Source organism: Faecalimonas canis (assembly GCF_054601575.1).
On the sequence record NZ_BAAHSI010000002.1, the window covers coordinates 15,470 to 38,229 of the forward strand.

The 22,760-nt window shown below is 36.9% G+C and carries 28 protein-coding genes; 25 read left to right on the plus strand and 3 right to left on the minus strand.

Features of this window, described 5'->3' with window-relative positions:
• Positions 1–17: 17 nt before the first annotated feature.
• Genes ACYPXO_RS00075 through ACYPXO_RS00105 form a run of 7 tightly spaced genes read left to right on the plus strand, consistent with a single transcriptional unit; the run spans position 18 to position 4,464 of the window.
• Positions 18–950 (plus strand): RnfABCDGE type electron transport complex subunit D, encoded by a 933-nt coding sequence (locus ACYPXO_RS00075; RefSeq protein ID WP_459638714.1) that lies wholly within the window; start codon positions 18–20, stop codon positions 948–950.
• A complete protein-coding gene (locus ACYPXO_RS00080; protein ID WP_459638715.1) occupies positions 950–1,558 on the plus strand; it encodes an RnfABCDGE type electron transport complex subunit G in 609 nt (202 codons plus the stop codon). Before ACYPXO_RS00075 ends, ACYPXO_RS00080 begins: the two co-directional genes overlap by 1 nt.
• The gene (rsxE, locus tag ACYPXO_RS00085) at positions 1,551–2,249 is read left to right on the plus strand and encodes an electron transport complex subunit RsxE (RefSeq protein ID WP_459638716.1); all 699 of its coding nucleotides are present in this window, start codon (positions 1,551–1,553) and stop codon (positions 2,247–2,249) included. The genes ACYPXO_RS00080 and rsxE overlap by 8 nt, the downstream gene beginning before the upstream one ends.
• An 11-nt stretch (positions 2,250–2,260) precedes the next feature.
• Positions 2,261–2,836: an electron transport complex subunit RsxA gene (rsxA, locus tag ACYPXO_RS00090; protein ID WP_459638717.1), complete on the plus strand. Its 576-nt coding sequence runs from the start codon at positions 2,261–2,263 to the stop codon at positions 2,834–2,836.
• Between the two features lie 12 nt (positions 2,837–2,848).
• Entirely contained in the window at positions 2,849–3,640 is a 792-nt protein-coding gene (locus tag ACYPXO_RS00095) for an RnfABCDGE type electron transport complex subunit B (protein WP_459638718.1), read from the plus strand.
• A 9-nt stretch (positions 3,641–3,649) separates the two neighbouring features.
• Positions 3,650–4,087, plus strand: coding sequence for a DUF2752 domain-containing protein (locus ACYPXO_RS00100; RefSeq protein ID WP_459638719.1), 438 nt, complete (start codon positions 3,650–3,652; stop codon positions 4,085–4,087).
• A gap of 41 nt (positions 4,088–4,128) precedes the next feature.
• Positions 4,129–4,464, plus strand: a complete 336-nt coding sequence (locus ACYPXO_RS00105) for a hypothetical protein (protein WP_459638720.1) — start codon at positions 4,129–4,131, stop codon at positions 4,462–4,464.
• Between the two features lie 19 nt (positions 4,465–4,483).
• Here ACYPXO_RS00105 and ACYPXO_RS00110 read toward each other — a convergent pair whose 3' ends face one another.
• On the minus strand, positions 4,484–5,479 hold the full coding sequence (locus ACYPXO_RS00110; protein WP_459638721.1) for an FAD:protein FMN transferase: 996 nt from the start codon (positions 5,477–5,479) through the stop codon (positions 4,484–4,486).
• Positions 5,480–5,604: 125 nt separating this feature from the next.
• Here ACYPXO_RS00110 and ACYPXO_RS00115 point away from each other — a divergent pair, with 125 nt between their 5' ends.
• The 12 genes from ACYPXO_RS00115 to ACYPXO_RS00170 all read left to right on the plus strand — a co-directional run bounded on the left by ACYPXO_RS00115 (position 5,605) and on the right by ACYPXO_RS00170 (position 15,740).
• On the plus strand, positions 5,605–5,961 hold the full coding sequence (locus tag ACYPXO_RS00115; RefSeq protein ID WP_459638722.1) for a NusG domain II-containing protein: 357 nt from the start codon (positions 5,605–5,607) through the stop codon (positions 5,959–5,961).
• A 9-nt stretch (positions 5,962–5,970) separates the two neighbouring features.
• On the plus strand, positions 5,971–6,462 hold the full coding sequence (locus ACYPXO_RS00120) for a Gx transporter family protein (RefSeq protein ID WP_459638723.1): 492 nt from the start codon (positions 5,971–5,973) through the stop codon (positions 6,460–6,462).
• 18 nt (positions 6,463–6,480) lie between these two features.
• Positions 6,481–7,086, plus strand: a complete 606-nt coding sequence (gene ruvA / locus ACYPXO_RS00125; RefSeq protein WP_459638724.1) for a Holliday junction branch migration protein RuvA — start codon at positions 6,481–6,483, stop codon at positions 7,084–7,086.
• Positions 7,087–7,102: 16 nt separating this feature from the next.
• Positions 7,103–8,104, plus strand: coding sequence for a Holliday junction branch migration DNA helicase RuvB (gene ruvB / locus ACYPXO_RS00130; protein WP_459638725.1), 1,002 nt, complete (start codon positions 7,103–7,105; stop codon positions 8,102–8,104).
• 73 nt (positions 8,105–8,177) lie between these two features.
• Complete coding sequence (locus ACYPXO_RS00135; protein WP_459638726.1) at positions 8,178–8,588, plus strand: cell division protein ZapA; 411 nt, start codon at positions 8,178–8,180, stop codon at positions 8,586–8,588.
• Between the two features lie 39 nt (positions 8,589–8,627).
• Positions 8,628–10,994, plus strand: a complete 2,367-nt coding sequence (locus ACYPXO_RS00140; protein WP_459638727.1) for a U32 family peptidase — start codon at positions 8,628–8,630, stop codon at positions 10,992–10,994.
• 8 nt (positions 10,995–11,002) lie between these two features.
• On the plus strand, positions 11,003–12,439 hold the full coding sequence (locus ACYPXO_RS00145; RefSeq protein ID WP_459638728.1) for an FtsW/RodA/SpoVE family cell cycle protein: 1,437 nt from the start codon (positions 11,003–11,005) through the stop codon (positions 12,437–12,439).
• A gap of 115 nt (positions 12,440–12,554) precedes the next feature.
• Complete coding sequence (locus ACYPXO_RS00150) at positions 12,555–13,886, plus strand: peptidoglycan D,D-transpeptidase FtsI family protein (protein WP_459638766.1); 1,332 nt, start codon at positions 12,555–12,557, stop codon at positions 13,884–13,886.
• Positions 13,887–13,911: 25 nt separating this feature from the next.
• Entirely contained in the window at positions 13,912–14,250 is a 339-nt protein-coding gene (locus ACYPXO_RS00155; protein WP_459638729.1) for a hypothetical protein, read from the plus strand.
• 8 nt (positions 14,251–14,258) lie between these two features.
• Positions 14,259–15,125, plus strand: coding sequence for a DUF2953 domain-containing protein (locus ACYPXO_RS00160; protein WP_459638730.1), 867 nt, complete (start codon positions 14,259–14,261; stop codon positions 15,123–15,125).
• 23 nt (positions 15,126–15,148) lie between these two features.
• Positions 15,149–15,544 (plus strand): GerW family sporulation protein, encoded by a 396-nt coding sequence (locus ACYPXO_RS00165; RefSeq protein WP_459638731.1) that lies wholly within the window; start codon positions 15,149–15,151, stop codon positions 15,542–15,544.
• A 49-nt stretch (positions 15,545–15,593) separates the two neighbouring features.
• The gene (locus ACYPXO_RS00170) at positions 15,594–15,740 is read left to right on the plus strand and encodes a hypothetical protein (RefSeq protein ID WP_459638732.1); all 147 of its coding nucleotides are present in this window, start codon (positions 15,594–15,596) and stop codon (positions 15,738–15,740) included.
• Between the two features lie 61 nt (positions 15,741–15,801).
• Here ACYPXO_RS00170 and rpmB read toward each other — a convergent pair whose 3' ends face one another.
• Positions 15,802–15,987 (minus strand): 50S ribosomal protein L28, encoded by a 186-nt coding sequence (rpmB, locus tag ACYPXO_RS00175; RefSeq protein WP_009320597.1) that lies wholly within the window; start codon positions 15,985–15,987, stop codon positions 15,802–15,804.
• A gap of 194 nt (positions 15,988–16,181) precedes the next feature.
• Between rpmB and ACYPXO_RS00180 the strand changes: the two genes are divergently transcribed.
• From ACYPXO_RS00180 to ACYPXO_RS00205, 6 genes are all read left to right on the plus strand, one after another.
• On the plus strand, positions 16,182–16,541 hold the full coding sequence (locus tag ACYPXO_RS00180; protein ID WP_459638733.1) for an Asp23/Gls24 family envelope stress response protein: 360 nt from the start codon (positions 16,182–16,184) through the stop codon (positions 16,539–16,541).
• Positions 16,542–16,559: 18 nt separating this feature from the next.
• Positions 16,560–18,221, plus strand: coding sequence for a DAK2 domain-containing protein (locus ACYPXO_RS00185; protein ID WP_459638734.1), 1,662 nt, complete (start codon positions 16,560–16,562; stop codon positions 18,219–18,221).
• A gap of 72 nt (positions 18,222–18,293) precedes the next feature.
• Positions 18,294–20,354, plus strand: a complete 2,061-nt coding sequence (gene recG, locus ACYPXO_RS00190) for an ATP-dependent DNA helicase RecG (RefSeq protein ID WP_459638735.1) — start codon at positions 18,294–18,296, stop codon at positions 20,352–20,354.
• 117 nt (positions 20,355–20,471) lie between these two features.
• Positions 20,472–20,951, plus strand: coding sequence for a DUF2975 domain-containing protein (locus tag ACYPXO_RS00195; protein WP_459638736.1), 480 nt, complete (start codon positions 20,472–20,474; stop codon positions 20,949–20,951).
• 19 nt (positions 20,952–20,970) lie between these two features.
• On the plus strand, positions 20,971–21,192 hold the full coding sequence (locus tag ACYPXO_RS00200) for a helix-turn-helix domain-containing protein (RefSeq protein WP_459638737.1): 222 nt from the start codon (positions 20,971–20,973) through the stop codon (positions 21,190–21,192).
• The gene (locus ACYPXO_RS00205; RefSeq protein ID WP_459638738.1) at positions 21,189–21,707 is read left to right on the plus strand and encodes a hypothetical protein; all 519 of its coding nucleotides are present in this window, start codon (positions 21,189–21,191) and stop codon (positions 21,705–21,707) included. Before ACYPXO_RS00200 ends, ACYPXO_RS00205 begins: the two co-directional genes overlap by 4 nt.
• Before the next feature lie 33 nt (positions 21,708–21,740).
• On the opposite strand, the gene ACYPXO_RS00210 is transcribed toward ACYPXO_RS00205, so the two are convergent.
• Complete coding sequence (locus ACYPXO_RS00210) at positions 21,741–22,640, minus strand: class I SAM-dependent methyltransferase (protein WP_459638739.1); 900 nt, start codon at positions 22,638–22,640, stop codon at positions 21,741–21,743.
• Positions 22,641–22,760: the final 120 nt, after the last annotated feature.

The window sequence follows — 22,760 nt, forward strand, 5'->3', positions numbered from 1 at the left end:
GGAAGAGGTGACGAAAAGTGAGTGAACAATTTAATGTATCGTCTTCACCACATATACGTTCAAAAACAACAACTGCAAATATTATGTTATGCGTAGTGCTGGCATTATTACCGGCTACGGCCTTCGGAATATATAACTTTGGAGTGCAGGCGTTGGGGGTTATACTGATTACGGTAGGCTCAGCAGTTCTAACGGAATATCTTTATCAGAAATTTATGCATAAAAAAGTAACGATTTGTGATTTTAGTTCGGCAGTGACCGGATTGTTATTGGCGTTAAATCTTCCGCCTACAGCGCCGTGGTGGATGTGTGTTCTTGGAAGTGTTTTTGCTATTTTAATTGTAAAACAACTTTTTGGCGGATTAGGTCAGAACTTTATGAATCCTGCATTGGCGGCGAGATGCTTTCTTTTGATTTCCTTTACGGGAAGAATGACAACGTTTGTTTATAACGATGCAGTGACAAGTCCAACCCCTTTGGCAGCGTTAAAAGCAGGAGAAGATGTAAAACTTATGGATATGTTTGTCGGAAATATTGCAGGAACAATCGGAGAAACATCCGTGATTGCTATTTTAATCGGAGCAATTTTCCTTCTTGTTATTGGAGTTATTCAAATTCGTATTCCGCTTACATATATCGTAACGTTTATTATATTCCTTCTCTTATTCAGCGGACACGGATTTGATGTGAATTACATTGCGGCACATCTTTGCGGAGGCGGACTAATGCTCGGAGCATGGTTTATGGCTACAGATTATGTGACTGCTCCAATTACAAAGAAGGGACAGATTTTATATGGTATCTGTCTGGGTATTCTTACAGGAACAATTCGTCTGTTCTCCGGTTCGGCGGAAGGTGTTTCATACGCAATTATTATTAGTAATCTTTTAGTTCCGTTGATTGAAAAGATAACAATTCCAAAACCTTTCGGAAAAGGAGGGGAAAAATAATGAATAAAATTGTGAAAAATGCACTGATTTTAACAGCGATTACCCTTGTTTCCGGTTTGCTGCTTGGCGGTGTGTATGAAATAACAAAAGAGCCGATACAGGCATCAAAAGAGAAAGCGAAACAGGAGGCATATAAATCGGTTATGCCTGATGCTGAAGAATTTGAAGCGGACAAAACATTTGATACAAAAGAGGCAGATAAAATTTTAGAAGAGAATAAAATTAAAGGTTGCTATCTCAGTGAAGTTGCAGTTGGAAAAGATAAATCCGGAAAAGAAATTGGTTATGTTATTACATCGGCTTCAAAAGAAGGATATGGTGGAGAAATTCAGATTTCAGTTGGGGTTTCCGTTGATGGAACGGTAACAGGTATAGAAATTTTATCTATCAGTGAAACAGCGGGGCTTGGAATGCAGGCAACTGAGCCGACATTCAAAAAACAGTTTGAGAATGTTAAGACAGATAAATTTGTAGTGAAAAAAGATGACCCAAAAGGAAATGTAGATGCATTAAGCGGTGCTACAATTACAACGAGAGCCGTTACAAATGCAGTAAATGCAGGACTTTTATATTTTCAGGGTGCGTTGGGAGGTAGTGTAAATGAATAAATGTGTGGAACGGTTATATAACGGTCTGATTAAAGAAAATCCTACCTTTGTATTGATGCTCGGAATGTGTCCGACATTGGCAGTTACAACTTCGGCCATAAACGGTGTGGGTATGGGACTTACAACAACAGTTGTATTGGTTATGTCCAATATGCTGATTTCTATGTTAAGAAAAATCATTCCGGATTCGGTAAGAATGCCGGCGTTTATTGTAGTTGTTGCATCTTTTGTAACAATTGTACAGTTTTTACTGGAAGGATTTGTTCCGGTTCTGTATGATGCTTTGGGACTATATATTCCTCTTATTGTAGTAAACTGTATTATTTTGGGGAGAGCGGAAAGTTATGCATCAAAAAATCCGGTACTTCCTTCTGTATTTGACGGAATTGGGATGGGACTTGGTTTTACGGTTGGTTTGACAAGTATCGGTATTGTTCGTGAACTGATCGGTGCAGGAGAGATTTTCGGATTTCGAGTAATGCCTGCATCTTATGAACCGGTAACTATTTTCATTTTAGCGCCGGGAGCGTTTCTTGTTCTTGCAGGTCTTGTCGCTTTACAGAATAAGATTAAGGCAAATGCAAAGAAAAAGGGAAAAGAAGTTGTCGAAACAAGTTGTGGTGAAGGTTGTGCATCTTGCGAAAATCACGGTTGCAAGGGAAGAATATTTCCTGTAGAGAACGATAAATAGGAGGGGACAAAATGAAAGAGTTATTGATTATTGCGGTAGGGTCTGCACTTGTAAATAACGTTATTTTAAGTCAGTTTTTAGGAATTTGTCCGTTTTTGGGTGTATCTAAAAAGGTGGAAACAGCGGCAGGTATGGGAGGAGCAGTTGTGTTTGTTATCACGATTTCATCTTTCTGTACAGGATTGATTTATAAATTCATTTTGTCGCCGTTACATTTTGAATATTTACAGACAATCGTATTTATTCTTGTAATTGCCGCATTAGTACAATTTGTTGAAATGTTTTTGAAGAAAATGATGCCTCCGTTATATAAAGCGTTGGGAGTATATCTTCCTCTGATTACAACAAACTGTGCAGTGCTTGGCGTGGCACTTACAAATGTACAGAAAGAATACGGAATTTTAGAAAGTGTAGTAAATGGATTTGCGACTGCTTTAGGATTTACAATCGCCATCGTAATTATGGCAGGTATTCGTGAAAAAACAGAGCATAATGATATATCACCGTCATTTCAGGGAACGCCAATAGTACTTGTAACGGCAAGTTTGATGGCGATAGCGTTCTTTGGATTTTCGGGATTGATTTAGGAGGCTGGAGAAATGAGTATAACGGGAATAGTAATTGCTGCCGTAATTGTAGGCGGAACAGGATTATTTATCGGGGCTTTTTTAGGACTGGCAGGAAAGAAATTTGCAGTGGAAACAGATGAGAGGGAAGAAGCGATTATAGGTGTTCTTCCCGGTAATAATTGTGGTGGCTGTGGATATGCCGGTTGTTCAGGTCTTGCGTCTGCGATTGTAAAAGGAGAGGCAGAGATTAGCGGTTGTCCGGTAGGAGGAGCGGCTGTGGCTGCGGAAATCGGTAAAATTATGGGAGTTGAGGCAAAAGAGCAGAAAAGAATGACTGCCTTTGTAAAATGTGCAGGGACTTGTGACAAAGCGAGCAAAGATTATGTCTATACGGGAATTGAAGATTGTACAATGATGAAATCTATGCAAAATGGAGGACCAAAGTCATGTAACTACGGTTGTCATGGTTTTGGAACTTGTGTAAAAGCATGTCCTTTTGATGCCATTCATATTGAAAATGGTGTGGCTGTAGTTGACAAAGAGGCTTGTAAGGCGTGTGGAAAATGTATCGCAGTCTGTCCTCAGAATTTGATTGAATTAGTGCCGTATGAGCAGAAACATTTAGTACAGTGTAATTCAAAAGATAAAGGAAAAGATGTAATGTCCGTATGTAAGGCGGGATGCATCGGCTGTAAGATGTGTCAGAAAGTGTGTGAGTATGATGCGATTACAGTAGAAGATAATATTGCACATATTGATCCGGAAAAATGTACAAATTGCGGAGCGTGTGCAGAGAAATGTCCGAAAAAAATTATTATGTAAGGAAGAAGAATGTGGAAACAGGCAGGTAAATTATTTTGGCAGGATGTAAAAAAGATGAGAACGGCACTTGTGTGTATTTGTCTTTATTTTGCATTTATGAAATTTGTTTTACATAGCGGATGTCCGTTCGTAGTGCTGACCGGATTTCCATGTGCAGCCTGCGGGCTGACAAGGGCGGGAGTTCATTTTCTTAAGGGGGAATGGATACAGGCGTGGAATGTACATCCGGCTATTTTTCCGATAGTGCTGTTGTTTATAGTTTTTGTGGTGCAGAGATATTTTCGACAGAAATCATTAAAAGGATTAAGAAAATATGCCATTATGCTCGTTTTAGGAATGGTAATTTTATATGTTTATCGGTTTGTCACACAATTTCCGAGCAATCCTCCTATGTCGTATTATAGCGATAATTTGGTGATGCGTATTGTGAAATGGCTAAGAATGTGATATTATAAATAACAAAATACGAACTAAAAGGAGTTGGAGTTATGGAAGAAAATTACAACAACAACGGACAGGAAAATGGACAGCCGTATCAGTATGATTATAACTATAATACGGAATATAACTACAATCAACAAAATGATAATGAAGTGATGTCAACAGGGGAATGGCTTCTGATTATTTTGGCAACAATTATCCCATGTGTAGGCCCTATTTTATATTTAGTTTGGGCGTTTGGTAAAAACGGAAATGTTAACCGCAGAAATTATTGTAGAGCATGGTTGATTTATTGGGTGATTCAGACAATTTTAACAATTATTTTAGTAGTGGTTTTATTTGCATTCATCGTTCCGGCATCTTCACAATATTATTATTACTAGAAAAAATAATGATACCTTCTTATTTCAAGATGGTATCATTTATTTTTTCTGAGCAATGTAATCGATAATCATTTGTGACAAACACAGCTTCTACATTATCTAATTGATTAATTAATTCCATTCCTTTTTCCAGCCCTAAAGTGAAGCAGGTTGTGCTGAGAGCATCACCATCAGCGGAAGAATCGGATAGAATTGTCACACTTAATAGATTATTTTCTTTTGGATAACCGGTGAAGGGATCCAAAAGATGATGATAGATTTTGCCGTCTTTTTTAAAATAACGTTCGTATACACCGGAAGAAACAATGGATTGATCATTTACCGGAATAGATGCAATTGTCGTATTCTGTTCGGCAAAGGGTTTCTGTATACCGATATGGAAAGGAGTGCCATTTGGCTTTTTGCCGATTGTCAAAACATTTCCACCAAGGTTAATCATGGCGTGTTCAATGTCATTTTTGATAAGAAATTCTTTCACGCGGTCGGCAATATAGCCTTTGGCAATTCCACCTAAATCTAAGGCGGTTTTAGGGTCAAGTAGTTGAACTGTGTTACCGTTAACGACTACATTTTTGTAGTTTACATGGCTTTTTGCCTCCTGAATAAGAGTTTCAGAAGGGATTATTCCGGCATTGTTTTTAAAATCCCAAAGATTACTTAGCGGTGCGATTGTGATGTCAAAAACTCCGTTAGATAATTTGCCGTAATCAAGTCCTTTTTGAATTAATTCGATTGTTTCATCAGAAACTTCTATAGGAGCACCGCCACTATGGTTAATCTTGGAAATTTCACTGTCAGAAATGGTGCGGCTGAATTTATTCTCATATTCGTCACATAATTGGAAACAGTCATCTAAAATGGAAGAATCATTTGTTCCCCAAATTTTAATGGAGATAAGAGTGTCAAAAAATATACCGCTTTTACTGATTGACTTTTCTGTAGAACTATTATTAGTGCAGCCACTTAAAAAAAGAAGACAAAATGTCAACACGATGCTTATATAACGATGTTTCATATATATCCTCATTTCTTTATTCTTTATAAAAAACAGTATATACTAATTCATATCCAAAATGCAATCGAACATATGATTGCATAGTTAGGATGAATATGATAAAATAAGCAGGGAGAAAATAGCAGATGAAAAAAAATGATTATAAATTAATGGTAATTGTTATTGCAGCAGCAGTTTTCTTATTTGTAGCAGCAAATTTAAAAGAGAAGGGCAGAGAGAACGTTATTGAAGTGAAAATAGACGGCGTTATACGGGGAAGATATGCTCTTTCAGAGAATAGAGAGATTAATCTGAATGGGACAAACCATCTTGTTATTAAAGAAGGAAAAGCGGATATTACGGATGCGAAATGTCCGGATAAAGTGTGTGTAAAACAAAAAGCCATTTCAAAGGTGGGAGAAAGCCTTGTATGTCTTCCTAATAAAGTTATTGTTACTGTAGTGGAAGGCGAAGAAAATGAGTTGGATGGGGTGGCGAATTAGGAGGATACCATGAGAAATAAAGTGGTCTGTTTCGGAATGTTTACGGCGTTGGCGTTGATTTTCAGTTATGTGGAGTCGCTCATTCCTTTTCATATCGGTATACCGGGAGTGAAACTTGGATTAGCAAACCTTGTTATTGTTATTGCCATGTATAAGGCGGACAAAAAGCAGGTCTACCTATTGTCTGTGACAAGGGTAGTTTTGGCGGGATTTATGTTTGGTAATCTTTTTAGCATTATTTATAGTCTTGCAGGCTCATTACTCAGTCTGACGGTTATGTATATCTTAAAGAAAAATGAGAAATTCAGCATTTTAGGAATCAGTATGGCAGGCGGAGTGTTTCATAATATTGGGCAGTTGCTTGTCGCTATGCTAGTGCTGGAAAGTTTGAATTTGGTTTATTATGCGGCAGTGTTATTGATTTCAGGGCTGATTACGGGAATTATTATCGGAATTATTTCAGGTGAGATAATAAAGCGGGTTGATAAAATCCATTTATAAAGAGAAAGCGAGGGCAATATGATTTCTTATATAAGAGGAGAATTAGTGTCAGTTGAAGAGGAAAAGGCGATTGTGGATGTAGGGGGTGTTGGATACGGTATTTTTATGCCGGCACAGTCTATGGGGAAATTGCCTCCGATACATAGCGAAGTAAAATTGCATACATATTTACATATAAAAGAAGATGCCATGCAATTGTATGGCTTTTTGACAAGAGATGATTTGAAAGTATTTAAACTTGTTATTGGTGTTAGCGGTATAGGACCGAAAGGGGCATTAAATATTTTATCTAATTTAAGTGCTGATGATTTGCGTTTTGCTGTATTGTCAAATGATGTTAAGGCAATTTCGGCCGCACAGGGAATTGGAAAGAAAACGGCAGAGAAGTTGATTATAGAATTAAAAGATAAATTGAGTATGGATGATGTTCTTGAACACATAGCAGCGGAAGAAGACGTCGTTTCCGGTGTGCAGAATAACAGTGTACAAGCGGAAGCAGTACAGGCGCTTGTGGCACTGGGATATGGAAATACAGAGGCGTTGAGGGCAGTACGACAGGCGGAAGTGATGCCGGACAGCAGCGTAGAAGATATATTGAAACAGGCATTAAGGCTGATGATGTAAAAGGCGGTAGAGTAAAATGAGTAAAAGGATTATTACAACTGAAAGTCTGGAAGAAGATTTAAAGATAGAAAATCATCTTCGACCTCAGTTACTGGAAGATTATATTGGACAGAAAAAAGCGAAAGAAATGCTCCGCATTTACATTCAGGCGGCAAAAGAAAGAAATGAGGCACTTGACCATGTTCTCTTTTATGGTCCGCCAGGTTTAGGAAAAACGACATTGGCGGGAATTATAGCAAATGAAATGGGAGTGAATTTGAAAATCACATCCGGTCCAGCCATTGAAAAGCCGGGAGAAATGGCGGCAATTTTGAATAATCTTCAAGAAGGAGATGTATTGTTTGTGGATGAAATTCATCGGTTGAACAGACAGGTGGAAGAAATTTTATATCCCGCCATGGAAGATTATGCTATTGACATTATGATTGGAAAAGGAGCGAATGCTCGCTCCATACGTTTGGATTTGCCACAATTTACTTTAGTAGGGGCAACGACAAGGGCAGGAATGCTCACAGCACCTCTTCGGGACAGATTTGGGGTTGTACAACGTTTAGAGTTTTATACGGAGAAGGAATTGCAGACAATTATTATCCGCTCCGCAGGAGTAATGGGAGTGGAAGTAGATGAAAAAGGCGCTATGGAAATGGCGAGAAGGTCAAGAGGGACACCGCGATTGGCTAACCGTCTGCTGAAACGAGTGAGAGATTTCGCTCAAATTAAATATGATGGAGTAATTACAGAAGAGGCTGCGAACTATGCATTGGATTTGTTAGAAGTGGATAAATACGGTTTAGACCATATTGATAGAAATATTCTTCTTACAATGATTCAGAAATTTAATGGTGGTCCGGTGGGATTGGATACGTTGGCGGCGTCTATTGGGGAAGATTCAGGAACGATTGAGGATGTGTATGAGCCTTATCTTATAAAAAACGGCTTTCTTCACCGTACACCTCGCGGAAGAGTAGTGACATCCCTTGCCTATCATCATTTGGGAATTTCAGAGGAAAATAGTTAAAATGGTTGGATTTTCAATCTGAATGGTTTATAATAGATAGAACATGAATTAGAAAGTAATAAGGAGGTGTCCTATGGCATCGTCAAAAAATTATACAGAAGTTTTAATTGGAGGAAAGGTTTTTACTTTAAGTGGCTTTGAAAGTGAAGACTATTTACAGAAAGTGTCTACATATCTAAATCGCAAGATGGAAGAATGTAGCAGTGTGGAAGGCTATAAGAAGCAGAGTGCAGATACAAGAAGCATTCTTCTTGCTCTTAACATTGCAGATGACTATTTTAAGGCGAAGAGTATGGCGACAACATCGGAGGCAGATATTGAGTTGAAAGATAAAGAAATGTACGACTTAAAACACGAATTGATTTCCGTACAGTTGAATTGCGAAAATGCCGAGAAAGAAATAGACAGGTTGAAAGAAGAAAATACAGAATTACAAAAAAAGATTGTAAAACTGGAAACAGAGTTGGAAAATCGTGAAAAATAAAAGGCTGTCAATGGACAGTCTTTTTTAAAGGAAGCAGGTATGAAAAGAGAAATAGAAATTTTAGCGCCGGCGGGATCATATGAAAGTTTGAAAGCGGCGATTGCAGCAGGTGCAGATGCAGTGTATGTGGGCGGAAATCGTTTTGGAGCGAGAGCATATGCCAATAATTTTTCAGAAGAAGAATTGTTGGAAGCAATAGACTATGTTCATTTGCACGGAAAGAAAATTTATCTGACAGTGAATACACTGTTAAAAGAGAAAGAATTAAAAAAAGAGTTATATGAATATCTTTTACCTTACTATAGGCAGGGATTGGATGCGGTTATTGTGCAGGATGTGGGAGTTCTTCGTTTTGTGCGGAAATATTTTCCTACTCTGCCGATTCATGCAAGTACCCAGATGACGATTACCGGAGTAGACGGGGCGAAATTTATGGAAGAACAGGGCGTGGAAAGAGTCGTTACCGCAAGGGAATTAAGTTTGAAGGAAATAAAGGAAATTTCTAAACAAACTTCTGTGGAGATTGAAAGTTTTGTTCATGGAGCGTTATGTTACTGCTATTCCGGACAGTGTCTGTACAGTAGCCTTTTAGGAGGACGCAGTGGGAATCGTGGACAGTGCGCCCAGCCGTGCAGACTTCCATACAGAGTGGACGGAAAGACTTCTTATGTGATGAGCCTAAAAGATTTATGTACGGTAGAATTTATTCCGGATTTGGCAGAGGCAGGTATTTACTCCTTTAAGATTGAGGGAAGAATGAAGAAGCCGGAGTATGTGGCGGCTGTGACGTCGATTTATCGGAAATATGTCGATTTATATTTAGAAAAGGGACGAAAAGGCTATTCCGTATCGCAAAAAGATAAAGAAATTTTAATGGATTTATATAATCGCGGTGGATTCCATACAGGATATTATCAAGCGAGAAACGGTAAAGAAATGTTATCTTTACATCGTCCAAATCACGCTGGTATAAAAGCTGTGAAAGTAGTCGGACAGCGTGGTAAAGAAATAGATATGCAGGCACTGACGGAGTTGCACAGAGGAGATATTTTGGAATTGCCTGATAAAGAAAACTATACATTGGGGCAGAGTGTGAGTGAAGGACAGAAATTTACCGTTGGATTGCGAAAAGGGCAACGTATCGGAAAAGGAGAAATATTAAACCGTACCCGAAATGAGCAACTGCTTCAAGAAATGAGAAAAGAATTTGTTGAGAGAAAAGTACAGGAAAAAATTAATGGGAAATTAATACTTTCTACAGAAAAAGATGCTACACTAACATTATGGTTTGATGATATGGAAGTTACTGTTTGCGGAGAAAAGGCAGAACAGGCTCTTAATCAGCCAATGAGTGAAGAGAGAATTGAAAAACAGATGAGAAAGACGGGGAATACTCCGTTTGTGTTTGATTCATTTACGATTTCTTTAGAAGATACTCTTTTTATGCCTATGCAGAAATTGAATGAGTTAAGAAGAAATGGTCTTGAACTGTTAGAAAAGGAAATTTGTGAAGTTTACAGACGATCTGATGAGAAGACCTTAGAGGAACAGGAAAAGGAAGAAAAACAAAAACAAAGACAAAGACAAAATATACAAGCGTTGTTTGCTTATGTTGAGAAAGAGGAGCAGTTTCTTAAAGTAATTGGCAATGAGTTTGTTAAGAGGATTTACCTTGACTGTACAATGGTGGAACGTGCTTGGGAAAATAAACGACTGGCAGAGATTACTTCTGTAGCCAGAGGGTGTGGGAAAGAAATATATTTTGCCATGCCGTATATTTTCAGAAAAGATACAGAAAAGAAATATATAGAAACTTTTGATGCATCTATTTTTGATGGGGTCCTAATTAGAAACTATGAGAGTTTTTATTATATGCGCGAACGGTTTCCGCAGGTCAATGTTATTTTGGATGCAAATATGTATCAGTTTAATCAGGAGGCAAAAAGGTTCTGGGAAGAACAGGGGATTGAAGAGTTTACCGCACCGTTGGAATTGAATTGCAGGGAGTTGCAGGAACTCGGTTGTGAAAAGAGTGAGTTGATTGTATATGGATATTTGCAGATGATGGTTTCGGCACAGTGTATTCATAAAACAACCGGAAAATGCAATCGACAGAGCGGATATACAAAGATGATTGACAGATATAATAAACAGTTTACGGCGAAAAACTGCTGCGATTACTGTTATAATATTATTTATAATGCAGAGCCGCTGTGTCTGCTTGAACAGAAGGAAGATATTTTGCGGTTAAATCCAAGAGAACTCCGACTTCATTTTACAATGGAAAGTGGAAGGGAAACTGAAGAAATCCTAAATAAATTTGCGGATGTTTTTGTTAAAAATAAAGAAATAGGAGCGTTTGAAAAGGAATTTACAAGAGGGCATTTTAAACGCGGAGTAAAGTAGGTGAAAATTTGGTAAATATTATAGTTGAATTATCGAAATATCTGATGATTATCTGTATAGCGATTTATACATATCTTTGTTTTTCGGTATTTGGATATGAAGATGAATATAAGAAAAGAAAATTGCTGAGAAGACAGAACAGATTGATGTTTTCCATACATTTTATGGCGTATCTCGTGCTGTTTTTGAAAATGGATGACGTTAAAGTGGGTGCTTTTTATCTTGTGCAGGTTGTTTTGCTTGGCGGGATTATTTTGCTTTATACGAAAATTTATCCGAAGATTTCAAGGCTTGTTGTAAATAATATGTGTATGCTTTTGACAATCGGATTTATTATTTTGACAAGATTGTCTTTTCAGAGGGCGATAAAGCAATGCGTCATTGTGACGGGGTCGATTTTAATTAGTTTAGTGATACCGGTAGTTATAAGAAAAATGAAGAAACTGGCGGATTGGACATATCTGTATGCGGGGATAGGAATATGTGCGCTTTTTCTTGTACTTGTTTTAGCGAGTACATCGGGGGGAGCAAAACTTGGTTTTACTATTGCGGGGATAGGTATTCAGCCGTCAGAGTTTGTTAAAATTTCGTTTGTATTTTTTGTTGCCAGCAGGCTGCAAAAATCAACAGAGTTTAAAGATGTAGTGGTAACAACGATTATAGCTGCAACTCATGTGATTATTCTTGTTTTGAGTACGGATTTAGGGGCAGCGTTAATTTTATTTGTTGTATATTTAATTATGCTTTACGTTGCGACAAGACAGCCGTTGTATTTATTTGCGGGTGTGTCCGGTGGTGGAATTGCCGCTGTGGCAGGATATTTTTTGTTTGGTCATGTGCGTACCCGCGTTGCAGTTTGGAAAGGACCTATCAGTCCTGAAACGGCAGGAGGACATCAGATTGCACAGTCTTTGTTTGCAATTGGTACGGGAAGTTGGTTTGGCATGGGACTTATGCAGGGAGCAGCAGATAAAATACCGGTTGCAACGGAAGATTTTGTTTTTGCGGCGATTGCAGAAGAATTGGGTTTAATTTTCGCCCTTTGTCTGATGCTGATTTGTGTAAGTTGTTATGTAATGTTTCTTAATATAGCAATGCAACTGAGAAATACATTCTATAAGCTGGTTGCACTTGGACTTGGAACGTGTTATATTTTCCAAATATTTCTTACAATCGGAGGAGTAACGAAATTCATTCCTCTAACGGGTGTTACGCTTCCTTTGGTAAGTTATGGAGGAAGCTCCGTACTGAGTACGATTATGATGTTTGCAATTATTCAGGGATTATATGTATTAAGGGAAGACGAGGAAGAAATCATTGAGAGAAAAAAAGAAAGACAGAAAACAAAGAAACAGCCGTCTGATAGACGACGATCTGGACGCACGTCTGGAGCGGCTTCCGAACAGTCAAGACGAAGACCGCGTACAAAAAAGACAGCCCGCTAAAAAGCAGGCACAGAAGAAACCGACAGAAAAGAAGAAAAAGAAAAAGCGTAAAAAAGTTACAAATAAGGAATTTGCGAGAATTTCATATTTGTTTGTCAGTCTGTTTCTTGTTTTAATGGGGTATATTGTATATTTTAATGCGTTTAAGGCGAAAAATATTATTAATAGCCCTTATAATACAAGACAGGATCTTTTTGCGGACAGAGTAATACGTGGAAAGATTTTAGATAAAAACGGGGAAGTGCTTGCAAGAACAGTAGTGGATGAAGAAGGAAAAGAGATAAGGGAGTATCCTTACGGGGATTTATATGCTCATGTTGTCGGGTATGCTTCAAAAGGTAAGGCGGGATTGGAGTCAAAAGAGAATTTTAATCTTCTCACATCCAATGCGTTCATTTTGGAGAAAATTATGAAAGAATTTAAAGGGGAGAAAAACATAGGAGATAATGTGGTGACAACCCTTGATACGAATTTGCAACAGGCGGCATATGATGCCTTGGGAGATAATAAAGGAGCGGTTGTCGTTATGGAGGCGGATACGGGAAAAATTCTATCACTCGTTTCAAAGCCTACGTTTGATCCGAATTATGTGGCAGAAAACTGGACAGAGTTAAATCAGGATAAGGACAGCGCTATGTTAAACCGTGCGATGCAGGGAAAATATGCACCGGGGTCGACATTCAAGATTGTGACTGCTCTGGAATATATAAGAGAGAATAGTGATTACGCATCTTATCAGTACAAATGTACAAGTAAAATTGAACATAACGGAACGGTTATTCATTGTAACAACAAGAAAGTACACGGAATGGAAGACTTGAGAAGTTCGTTTGCAAATTCATGCAACAGTTCTTTTTCTAACATTGGTTTACAGTTAGAGATTTCCAAATATAAAAAGACTGCGGAACAGTTGCTGTTTAATAAAGATTTACCGTCACCGCTTATGTACAGTGCAAGTAAATTTGTGTTATCTCCAAAAAACCCTTCTTCTGAAGTGATGATGACTGCTATGGGACAGGGGAAAACACAGGTAAGCCCATATCATATGGCGTTAATTACTTCATCCATTGCCAATGGAGGAAAGTTAATGAAACCATATTTGGTTGATAAAGTAGTGAATTATTCTGGAACAACGGTAACGAAAAATATGCCGGAAGAGTACGCTACATTAATGACAAGAGAGGAAGCAGCTCAACTGACAGAATATATGGAAGCGGTAGTAGAAGAGGGAACTGCAAAGACACTTAACGGACAGGGATATTCTGTTGCCGGTAAAACGGGAACTGCGGAATATAGCGTCGATAAAGAAAAGGTACATTCATGGTTTGTAGGATTTACAAATGTGGAAAATCCGGAATTGGTTATTAGTGTTGTGGTTGAAGGTTCGGATTCTACAGGAACAAAAGCGGTAAATGTTGCAAAAAAAGTTTTTAACAGTTATTATTAGTTAAAAGTCGTAAAGAAGGAATTGGATGAAATTTTATGGAGAGTTATATGTCGGAGAGAGTCTGAAAGCAAGACAGGTAAATGTTATAGAAAAATTAAAGGCAGGTAAAGTGCAATTTAGTTGTTATCTGATTGTACTTTCTAACAATCCGACAAATCAGTTAGAATGTTATGATTCTGTTTTGCTTTTGCAAAAGAAATGGATGGAAGAGCCGATGCTTGTCGTCGGCGTGGCATCCTGTTATGCGGAAGCATTGGAACTAATAAAACGGATTACAGAAGATACTTATCTTCACTACGGTGATGCGGATTTGCGGAGATATATTTTAGAAACGCAGCAGGAATTTCAGGAAAGTAAAGTATAGGTGTTTAAATGCTACATATTTTATGTATACTACTAAAAATAATAGGAATATTGATTTTAGTTATCCTCGGGCTTTTTGTTCTTCTGACGGGGATTGTGTTGTTTGTGCCTATTCGTTATCAGATAGACGCGAAAGGGAAAGGTACGTTGCAGTCTTTAGAAGTAAGGATAAAATTTTCATGGTTTTTACATTTACTGTCGGGGTATGTATTTTATGCGGACAAAAAACCGGAATGGCAGGTAAGAACTGCATGGAAAAAGTGGAATGTGGTAAAGCTGGAGAAAATGACAGAAACGGAAATAAAACCACAAAATGTAAAAAAAACGGAAGAACCGACAGAGAAGAAAGAAGAAAAGCAGTTTGAAAAAGTTGTGAAACAGATAGAAACAAACCAGCCGAAAAAACAGGTTAAGAACAAAAAAAAATCATTTGCAGAAAAATGCAATAAAATTTTTCAAAAGATAAAACGCACAATATGTAATCTTTGTGATAAGATAAAACTGCTCGGAGATAAAAAAGATAGAGTGTTAGAATTTTTACAGGATGAATTGCATCAGAGTGCATGGAAAAATGCGAAACGTGAAGCAGTAAGACTTTTGAAATATTTAAGACCGAAAAAGATAAAGGGTAGAGTACATTTTGGTTTTTCAGACCCTTATCTGACAGGAAAGACATTGGCGATACTTAGTATGTGGTATCCTTTTTATGCAAATACAGTTTCTCTGGAACCGGATTTTGAAGAGGCGGTTTTGGAAGGTGAATTAAGTATAAAAGGATGTGTGAGAGGATTTTATTTCTTATTTCCTGTTTTTAATATTATACGCAGCAGAGAAATCAGACAGACGTATAAACATATACGGGAATTTCAACTATAAACAAAATGAATGGAGGAATTAAAATGGCAGAAAACAATTTCAGAAATACGGTAGAATCTCTTTTTAAGGGAATGGACAGTGTGATTTCGTCAAAAACAGTAGTAGGTGAAGCAATTCATATCGGTGAAACGATTATTTTGCCTTTAGTTGATGTATCTTTTGCGGTGGGAGCAGGTGCTTTTGAGCAGGAGAAAAAGAATAAGGGAGCAGGTGGACTTGGAGGAAAAATGACACCGAGTGCGGTTCTTGTAATTCAGGATGGAAAAACAAGATTGGTAAATATAAGAAATCAAGATACAATTACAAAAATTTTGGATATGGTTCCTGATGTGGTAGAACGTTTCAGCAGTCAAAGCAAAGAAAAGAAGATGACGGAAGAAGATGTGGCTGAAATACTGGAAGAGGGAAGTAAGTCATAAAAAAGAATTTCTTTCATATAATGAATAAAAGTGTAATTGGAAGTGGAAGATGAAGAGGGTAATCGGATTTGCGCTGTTTTGGATAGCAGTGGGTATGTTGTTGTCCATGTTTCTTTCCAGTACATTTTTAGAGGTAGCAATTATTATTATTTGCTTCCTGTCAGGATATATAATGTTTTGCTGTGACGGAAAATAGAAGTTAGTGGCAACAAAAAAACGAGGTGATATAAAATCATCTCGTTTTATCATTGCGTAAATTAAGCACGTTCAACTCTTCCTGATTTTAAGCAAGAAGTACATACGTACATTTTTTTAGAACCACCTTCAGTTTTAACTCTTACTGATTTTACATTAGATTTCCACATTTTTGGTGTTTTTCTATGAGAGTGACTTACGTTGTTTCCAAAATGAGCACCCTTTTCACAAATAGCACATTTAGCCATGATTGCACCTCCTAACGATATTAATAGCCATAATAGACTCACAACACTAAGTATTTTAGCAGAAAAGTATAAAATATGCAAGAGTTTATTTTCCTCTTATTTAACTTTTCGGAAAATGTTGTAAAAAACGTTGAAACAGAGTATAATACAAATGTTAAATACGATTAAATCCAGAATGAATTGGAGGTATAGATATGAAAGGTAGTATGAGTACAGACTTTGGAATTATTACAATTGACCCTGAAGTAATTGCTAAATATGCAGGATCTGTTGCTGTGGAATGTTTTGGAATCGTGGGAATGGCAGCAGTGAATATGAAGGACGGTCTTGTAAGACTGCTAAAGAAAGAAAGCCTGACACACGGAATTCAGGTATATATTTCAGAAGATAACAGAATTACGCTGGATTTCCATGTAATTGTTTCTTATGGTGTTAGTATTTCGGCTGTCACAGAGAATTTAATCAGCAATGTGAAATATAAAGTAGAAGAATTTACAGGTATGTCAGTAGATAAAATTAACATCTACATCGAGGGCGTAAGAGTAATCGATTAGTTTAAGGAGGATTTTGTTGTGGCAACAAAAACAATAAATGCAGAAGTGCTTGCCAAGATGTTTTTGGCAGGTGCGGGTAACATAGAGGCGAAAAAAGAATTTATCAATGAATTGAACGTATTTCCGGTTCCGGATGGTGACACAGGTACAAATATGTCTTTAACCATTATGGCAGCAGCGAAAGAAGTGACAGCGATTGAACAGTTTGATATGGTATCACTGGCAAAAGCGATTTCTTCAGGTTCTCTTCGCGGGGCGAGAGGAAACTCAGGTGTTATTCTTTCACAGTTGTTCAGAGGATTTACAAAAGGAATTAAAGAACATAAAGAAGTTGATACGGTTATTTTAGCGAAAGCCTGCATGAAAGCGAAGGAAACAGCGTATAAAGCCGTTATGAAACCGAAAGAGGGAACGATATTAACTGTGGCAAGAGGAATTGCTGAGAAAGCAGTTGAATTGGCAGAAACTACTGATGATTTAGAAATTTTTATTCCACAGGTAATCGACCATGCGGAATATGTTCTTTCACAGACACCGGATATGTTACCGGTCTTAAAAGAAGCAGGCGTTGTGGATTCCGGCGGACAGGGATTACTTGAAGTGTTAAAAGGTGCTTATGATGCGTTCTTGGGCAAAGAGATTGATTATAGTAAGATTGCTCCAAGTACAAGTAAAAGCACTTTGAAGGTAAACAGTGATGTGCCGGCTGATATTAGATTTGGGTATTGTACTGAATTTATTATTATGACGGAAAAAGAATTTACGGAAAAAGACGAGAGAGAATTTAAGGCATATTTGGAATCCATCGGGGATTCTATCGTATGCGTGGCTGACGATGAGATTGTTAAAATTCATGTGCATACAAATGATCCGGGACTTGCTATTCAGAAAGCATTGACCTTCGGACAGTTATCGAGAATGAAAATCGACAATATGCGTGAGGAACATCAGGAAAAATTGATTCGTGATGCAGAGAAACTTGCACAGGAAGAAGCAAATAAGAAGAAAGAAGAACCTAGAAAAGAGATGGGATTTATTGCTGTTTCTATCGGGGAAGGATTAAATGAAATCTTTAGAGAATTAGGTGCAGATTATATCATTGAAGGCGGGCAGACAATGAATCCGAGTACGGAAGATATGCTTGCTGCAATTGATGCTGTAAATGCGGAACATATTTTTATTTTGCCAAATAATAAAAATATCATTATGGCAGCAAATCAGGCACAGTCTTTGACAAAGGATAAAGATATTATTGTTATTCCGACAAAGACAGTTCCACAGGGAATTACGGCAATCATTAATTATATGCCGGAGATGGATGTTAAGACAAATGAAGAAACAATGCTTGAAGAAATCAAGAATGTAAAAACAGGTCAGGTGACTTATGCAGTCAGAGATACACATATTGATGATAAAGAAATCCGTGAGGGTGACATTATGGGTATCGGTGATGCAGGTATTCTTTCTGTTGGAACATCTATCGAAGAAACAACAAAAGATATGCTTGCACAGTTAGTAGATGAGGACTCAGAACTTATCAGTTTGTATTTTGGCCAGGAAGTTTCAGAAGAGGAAGCAGATAGACTTTCGGCAGAAATTGAAGAGTTATATCCGGACGCTGATGTGGATACGCATTTCGGTGGACAACCGATTTATTACTATGTGCTTGCAGTAGAATAAAAAAGATGTAATATTAAGGAAAAGCGATTCTTCGGAGTCGCTTTTTCTGTATCAGAAGAGTGAGAAAATAGTATGAATGAATTATCGAACATTTCAGAATTAAAAGGTGTAGGAGAAAAAACAGAAAAATTGTTTTATAAGTTGGGTATTTTTACCGTCGGAGATTTGATCCGGTATTTTCCGAGGACCTATGACGTATATGAGAAACCGTTGGAAATAGTAGAAGTGGAAGAAGGAAAGACGGTCACGGTTACGGGTACAATCTGGGGAGCAGTTCAGATTACAGGAACACGCACAATGCAGATAACTACGTTGACTCTGCGTGATATTACGGGACAGTTAAAAGTGACATGGTTTCGTATGCCTTTTTTGAAGACAACTCTTCGATCGGGAAGTGTCATCACTCTGCGGGGAAAAGTAACACGGCGTAAGGGAATGCTCACAATGGAACAACCGGAAATTTTTTATCCGAGTAGCAAATACCAGGAAAAAGAAAATACACTTCAGCCTGTATATCCTTTAACAGCAGGGATAACAAATAATACAATTGCAAAGATGATGCAGCAGTCCTTAGAAAAATTGGATTTAAAACAGGAAATTATTCCGGAAAATATAAGGCTTCAATATCATTTGGCAGAATATAATTATGCGGTGAGGGGTATACATTTTCCACGAAAGAAAGAAGAATATTATTATGCAAGAGAAAGACTTGTTTTTGAAGAATTTTTGTTGTTTATTTTATCTTTAAGACAGTTAAAAGAAAAAAAGGAAAGAACAGAAAATGCATTTACATTTGCATTTCCAAAGGAAATAGAAAAGTTTTTAAATAGACTTCCGTATGAATTGACGAATGCACAGAAAAAAGTATGGGAAGAAATTAAAAAAGATCTCACCGGAGAGAAAGTGATGGCAAGACTCATTCAGGGAGATGTGGGTTCAGGGAAAACTATTATCGCTTTACTCGGACTAATTCTTGTTGGATTAAATGGGTATCAGGGGGCGTTAATGGCTCCTACAGAAGTGCTGGCAAAACAACATTATCAGTCTGTCTGTGAGATGTTTGATAAATATGATATTCCATTGCAGACAGAGTTACTTACAGGTTCTATGACGGCGAAAGAAAAAAGACTGGTGTATGAAAAAATTGAACAGGGAGAAGCGGATATTATTATAGGAACACATGCCTTAATTCAAGAAAAGGTGAAATATAAAAACCTTGCACTTGTAATTACCGACGAACAGCATCGGTTTGGTGTGAAGCAAAGAGAAAAACTGGCGGAAAAGGGGAACACTCCTCATATTCTTGTTATGAGTGCTACTCCAATCCCAAGAACATTAGCAATTATTTTGTATGGTGACTTGGACATTTCCGTTATTGATGAACTTCCGGCGAATCGTTTGCCGATAAAAAATTGTGTTGTAGATACATCTTATCGGAAAACTGCTTATGATTTTATGAAAAAACAAATCGGTCAAGGAAGGCAATGTTATGTTATTTGCCCTATGGTTGAAGAGAGTGAGATGTTGGAGGCAGAAAATGTAACAGATTATGCAAAAACTCTTCAGGAAGAATTGGGAAATCAAATTCATGTAGAATACTTACACGGTAAAATGAAGCAGGCACAAAAAGATGAGATTATGGAAAGTTTTGCAAAAAATGAAGTGCAGGTACTGGTGTCTACAACTGTGATTGAAGTTGGTATCAATGTACCAAATTCTACTGTGATGATGATTGAAAATGCAGAACGGTTTGGACTAGCCCAATTACATCAGTTGCGTGGGCGTGTGGGAAGAGGGGAACATCAATCTTATTGTATTTTTATGACCGGAACGAAATCGAAGGAAACGAAAAAACGCTTGGAGATTTTAAATAAATCCAATGATGGATTTTATATAGCCGGAGAAGATTTGAAATTGCGGGGACCTGGGGATTTATTTGGAATACGACAGAGCGGAATGTTAGATTTTAAACTTGCAGATGTATTTCAAGATGCAAAGACACTACAAAATGCAAATGAGGCGGCAAATAGACTTCTTGAAGAAGACGCTAATTTAGAGAGAGAAGAGAATAAAAATTTAAGAAAATATATACAGAAATATATGCGTGATATATTGCTGGAAACAACTCTTTAAAGTGAGATGGGAATTTGAAAAATAATTTATCGTAAAACAATAAAAAAATATTGATTTTTAATAATTTAAATGATATTATCTTGTTATATTAAAAGTAAGTCTTTAAGGAGGAGTAGAATGAAACGAGATGTAATATCTAAATTATTGAAGGGAATGATATTAGGGATGGGAATTTGCGGGACTGCTATTTATCTGTTGATTTTTCCAACAGTAAGTAAGGAACTTATAAGTAGGTATCCGGAGTTTTCAAATTACTATTTGCCATGGACTATTTTTATTTGGCTTACCGCAATTCCTTGTTATATTGTTTTAGGGTTGATGTGGAAATTTTCAACTTCTGTCCGTCAAGGAAATATATTTACTTTTATTAATGGAAAAAGAATGAAAAAAATGTTTTTTTGGACAGTTTTAGATACAACATTTTTTTTGCTGGGAAATATTGTACTGTTTTTATTAAATAAGAGTCATCCGAGTATTTTCATATTATCATTGGGGGTTATATTTATTGGGTATTCCGTTGCTGTTGTAAGTATTGCTTTTGGAGAATTTCTTAATGGTGCGGCTACATTACAGGAAGAAAATGCTTTGACGATTTAGGAGGTAGTTTAGGTAGTTTATGGAAGGCAAAATTATTTTTAATATTGATGTTATGCTTGCAAAAAGGAAAATGAGTGTGACACAGTTATCTGAAAAAGTGGGAATTACAATGGCAAATATTTCTATATTGAAAAATGGAAAGGCAAAGGCAATAAAAATATCTACGTTGACCAAATTATGTGAAGCATTAAAATGTCAACCGGGAGATATTTTGGAGTATCAGGAGAGTGAGTTAGAATGAAAAAATGTTTCGCAATAGTTGGGATTATTTTAGTTCTTACACTTCAGATAAGTGCCTGTGGTTCGGTTGATTTTTCAGAAGAAATTTCTGAGAAAATAGGCTTAGACGTATCTGCCGGCAAAGAAATTACTGTCCTTGATACACATGGTGGTTTTCATGGAGATGGGACAACATATGTTGTCTTGGATTTTTCTGGTGACAAACTGGAAAAACAGATAAAAGATGATGAGAGATGGAAGAAACTGCCTCTTGATAAAGAAGCGGAAACTTTAGCATACGGAACTAGGAAAGAAACTGATGACCCAATAGAAATTTCAGGTCCGTATATGACAGATGATAAAGGAAATGTACTTATGCCAAAAGTAGAAAATGGATATTATTTTTTACGCAATAAAGAAAGCGACAAAATAGGCACCACTTGTGAAGGAATTAGAAATGCGTGTCCCCTTAACGTGATACTGGCAATTTATGATACAGATAGACAAATGTTGTATTTCTGCGAAGAAGATACATAAAAAATGAAGAAAAATCGCTGAAGTTTTATAACTTTAGCGATTTTTTGTATGATTTGTCGGTTCTTTCACCCCTCTTATTATCATTATCAAAGATACGGCAGTATCCCATTGTTTAATTCCTTTGTTGTAGAGTTCCATTCGTTTGTCAAATTTAGACTGAGTCAATTCTTTCATTTTAATGAGGTCAGATGAAGTTATCATTTCAGACGTAATATGGGACAATGAATGGATAGAGTCAATACTTGTTTGACGCCATGAATTTATTATTTCATGGGCGGTTTCTCTAGAAACATTTGGATTGTCAGGGGTTAAATTAATTGTTAAATAATCTGTGGAAATATGATGAAATCCGTATTTTTCCATTTCATGAGGCAAATCTTTTTCGCTTATCGTATATTGCCCGATTTCGTATTTTTCATGTATATTTTGAAAAAAATGTTCCGTTCTTTGCCAAATTTCTTTTTCAAAAGTATTTTCTTGAGTAATACAGTCAGCCATTAACTGAATACCACGCCTTGCAGATAGTACAAGACAGACTCCGTTTGGTTTTAAGACTCTAAATTGTTCGTTAAAGAATTTTTCGGGAGGAATGTGTTCTTGAACAGTGTTAGAAATAACAACATCAAAAGTATTATCTTTAAAAGGTAAAGCGGTTGCATCAGCTTCAATAAATTTTAGGTGGGGCATTTTTTGTTTGGCAAATTCAATGAAAGAAGTATCCCTGTCTATTCCAATAATATTGGTATTAGGATACCAGCGAGAAAGAGAATTGGTTAATGCTCCCGGACCGCAGCCAATTTCTAAAATATCTTTTTTGTTACCGATATTGAAGAAATTCATGTAGTTTTCTTTGTAGGTATCGGAAAATCTTAATGTGCGGGAAAGGTATAGAGTATTTATGCTTTGTATATAATCAGACCATATCGTATTCATATTTTCATATCTCCTAAATAGATAACAAATTTTGTCAAAAAAAGAAAGAATTGCTAGTGTAATTTAAAAAATATTCCACATACTATTCTTGTAACAAAACAACAGGATGTTACAAAAAAT